Here is a 2,749-nt window from a genome sequence, read left to right as displayed (position 1 = left end):
GCTTGATTGACCATCTGAACTATTACTTTCCTGCATTCATCGGGTGTAGTTGCTTGTGTTAAAAAACCTATCCGCCTGCTGAAGAACTCGCCGCCTGATTTTATTCTGACCTGCATACCCAATCTGTCAACTGATGTCATAGATACTTGTTCCGCATCATCAACTTTTGTGAAGTGATTTGATAAAAGCACTAGTGCTTCAGTGTGATCCTGGTTCATGTGCTGAATAATCCCTGCTGCATGATCTGCCAATGGATCGACTTTTGCATCATGGTATTCATCCACTGTAACCCAGCCCATCGCCCCAAAGCCGCCGACAAAATAAATATCCTGTATCTCCATTCTATAAAAAGAGAAATCGTCAAAATCCACCCAGTAGCTGGCGTTTTTATAGCGGGCCAAATAGAGCTCTCTAATCTGAGGTATTACTTCCTTAGGAACCTTTGCGCTCTCTCCCATTAGCGTAACTCTGGAGGCATCAAGAGGATCACCGCCTGAATCAGTCTGCGATATAAACAAGCTGGACTTAGTGTCACCAATTAAATTATGCGTGTGCATTGCCATGGTGCTGATTAAAAAAGTAGGCCTTCCCTGCTCATCCAGACCATAGGGCATAAGCGAGCCAAATGGCGAGCCCGGGTGTTTAGCAGAAAGAGTTGAAAGTGTTCCCATATGTGCCCTATATACAAGCGTGCGCACCCGCTCGGCATAAGAGGGCTCAGGAATATTTGGTTCGTCTCTAGAAGTTGTGGTGTAGCCGTGAGATTTGGACTCGGATTTGGTCATGCTTAATTATACACAAATCGTTTCTGTCAGGATATTTTAAATAGTTTATAATAGTTGGCCATGGTTAAGTTTATTGATCAAGCGAAAATATATGTTAAAGCCGGTGACGGCGGGCGGGGCTGCGTTAGCTTTAGGCGGGAGAAGTTTGTCCCAAGGGGCGGACCTAACGGCGGAGACGGCGGGAACGGCGGCGATGTTGTAATGGTGGCAAAAAGAAATATGAGCTCGCTTTTAGACCACCGCTACCAGCAGCACTATAAAGCCAAAAGAGGAGTTCACGGCAAGGGCAAGGACCAACACGGTAAAAACGCTGAGGACCTGTTAATCCCCGTCCCAATGGGAACTTTAATTAAAGATTTTGAAACAGGGGAGTTTTACGGCGACTTAACCAAAGAAGAGGACAGCATAGTGGTTGCCAAGGGAGGAAAAGGCGGAAGAGGAAATGCACGCTTTGTTACTCCCACAAATCAAGCGCCAAGAGAAGTCGAGCCTGGAGTCCCGGGAGAGGAGAAAATAATCACATTAGAGCTTAAACTTCTTGCCGATGTGGGCCTTCTAGGATTCCCGAACGCAGGAAAATCAACTCTGATTTCTACTATTTCCGCAGCGAGACCGAAAATTGCCGACTACCCTTTCACAACCCTTGTACCCAACCTAGGGGTTGTGAGTTACGGAGACGGACAGACATTTGTGCTGGCAGATATCCCTGGAATTATTGAAGGCGCTCATGAAGGTGCAGGGCTGGGTATTCAGTTCCTAAGACATATTGAGAGAACAAAAATATTGATCCATATGCTCGATCTCTCACCAATGACAGGGCGTGATCCGATCAATGACTACGACAAATTAAATCACGAGCTAAAATCTTATAGCGAAGAGCTATCTAAAAAACCACAGATAGTTGCACTTAACAAAATTGATCTAACTGAAGCGCGTGAAGAATTAGAAGGTTTACTAAAACACTTTGGTGATCTTGGCGTAAAGACCTTCCCTATCTCTGCAGCAACCGGCGAGGGAACAAAAGATCTTATTTATGAAGTAGCCAAGGAGCTTGAGGCTTATAATCAGCCTGCTTAATGCAAGAAAATATCTTGTAGAAGATATAACCTTTATAGATTAAACTTTATGTATGAGAAAAATTAGCGGATTATACATTTTTGTCTTAGTTTCGATCCTATGCACTAGTATTTCGGTTCAAGCGCAAGACCCAACCCCTTCGCCAAATCCTGCAAGCTATAACAGCAATGAGATCACTCACCCTGAGTGGTTTCTCAGAGTCACAGACTGGTCGTACTTTGCTCCAGCAAGAGTAGCAATGCTGAGCTCAGTTGTGATTGAAAACACTGCAAGCATTGCATATAAAGATATTCGAGTCAGATTATCCTTCTATACCACTTCAGGGCCTGCAGTGGGTCAGACTATTGCGACAACCCAGGGAGTTTTACCTGTTACCGTTCCACCAAACAGTGTTGATACATATCTAAAAGGTGGCGTAACAATGGGCGCAGGAAGACAAGGGTATAGAGTTTCAGAGGTTCAGGTTATTTCGGCAACACCTATTACTGATTGATTTGGAGAATAAATTGAGAAATATTCTATTTAATATTTCAACCGGATTTTTGATTATACTATTTGTTGCGCCTCTTGCGCTGGCGCAGTACGGCGACCCAGGACCGCCTCCAGCGCCGGATACTCCTCGAGCTGAAGATCCTAGAGAAATTGAGCAGTATGACCCGGCATTTGCTCCTGATACAGTTTTAGATGCACCTGACCCAGCTCTAGATCAGGATAGCGTCATATCAGAGCCTGAGTCTTTTGATATCGACCCCGGTCCAGGGGGGATTGCACCCGAGCGTGAGAATGTAGAACTTCCTCCAGGAGGAGTTGTTAGTGAGCCAGATGGAATAATAGAGCAGACAGAGCCTTTAGTTGAGGGAGACCCGTTAATTGAGCAGCCCCGAGGT

The 2,749-nt window shown here is 45.2% G+C and carries 4 protein-coding genes; 3 read left to right on the top strand and 1 reads right to left on the bottom strand.

Going from position 1 to position 2,749, the window contains the following annotated elements; all coding sequences use genetic code 11:
- Nucleotides 1–785 (bottom strand): DUF2470 domain-containing protein (locus AAF462_11440; GenBank protein MEM7009736.1); only part of this gene is annotated, 785 nt, incomplete at its 3' end.
- A gap of 60 nt (nucleotides 786–845) precedes the next feature.
- Here AAF462_11440 and obgE point away from each other — a divergent pair.
- The 3 genes from obgE to AAF462_11425 all read left to right on the top strand — a co-directional run.
- Complete coding sequence (obgE, locus tag AAF462_11435; protein MEM7009735.1) at nucleotides 846–1,862, top strand: GTPase ObgE; 1,017 nt, start codon at nucleotides 846–848, stop codon at nucleotides 1,860–1,862.
- Between the two features lie 52 nt (nucleotides 1,863–1,914).
- A complete protein-coding gene (locus tag AAF462_11430; protein ID MEM7009734.1) occupies nucleotides 1,915–2,355 on the top strand; it encodes a hypothetical protein in 441 nt (146 codons plus the stop codon).
- A gap of 13 nt (nucleotides 2,356–2,368) precedes the next feature.
- Nucleotides 2,369–2,749: hypothetical protein (locus tag AAF462_11425; protein ID MEM7009733.1), on the top strand; the 381-nt coding region annotated here is incomplete at its 3' end.

Source organism: Thermodesulfobacteriota bacterium (assembly GCA_039028315.1).
GTDB lineage: Bacteria > Desulfobacterota_D > UBA1144 > Nemesobacterales > UBA2774 > CR02bin9.
The sequence above is the reverse complement of the archived record's forward strand: the minus strand, read 5'-3'. Positions and strand labels throughout refer to the sequence as shown.

Excerpts from the sequence above, each read along its gene's own strand:
- obgE (MEM7009735.1), top strand. The coding sequence starts at position 846 with ATGGTTAAGTTTATTGATCAAGCGAAAATATATGTTAAAGCCGGTGAC.
- AAF462_11430 (MEM7009734.1), top strand. The coding sequence starts at position 1,915 with ATGAGAAAAATTAGCGGATTATACATTTTTGTCTTAGTTTCGATCCTA.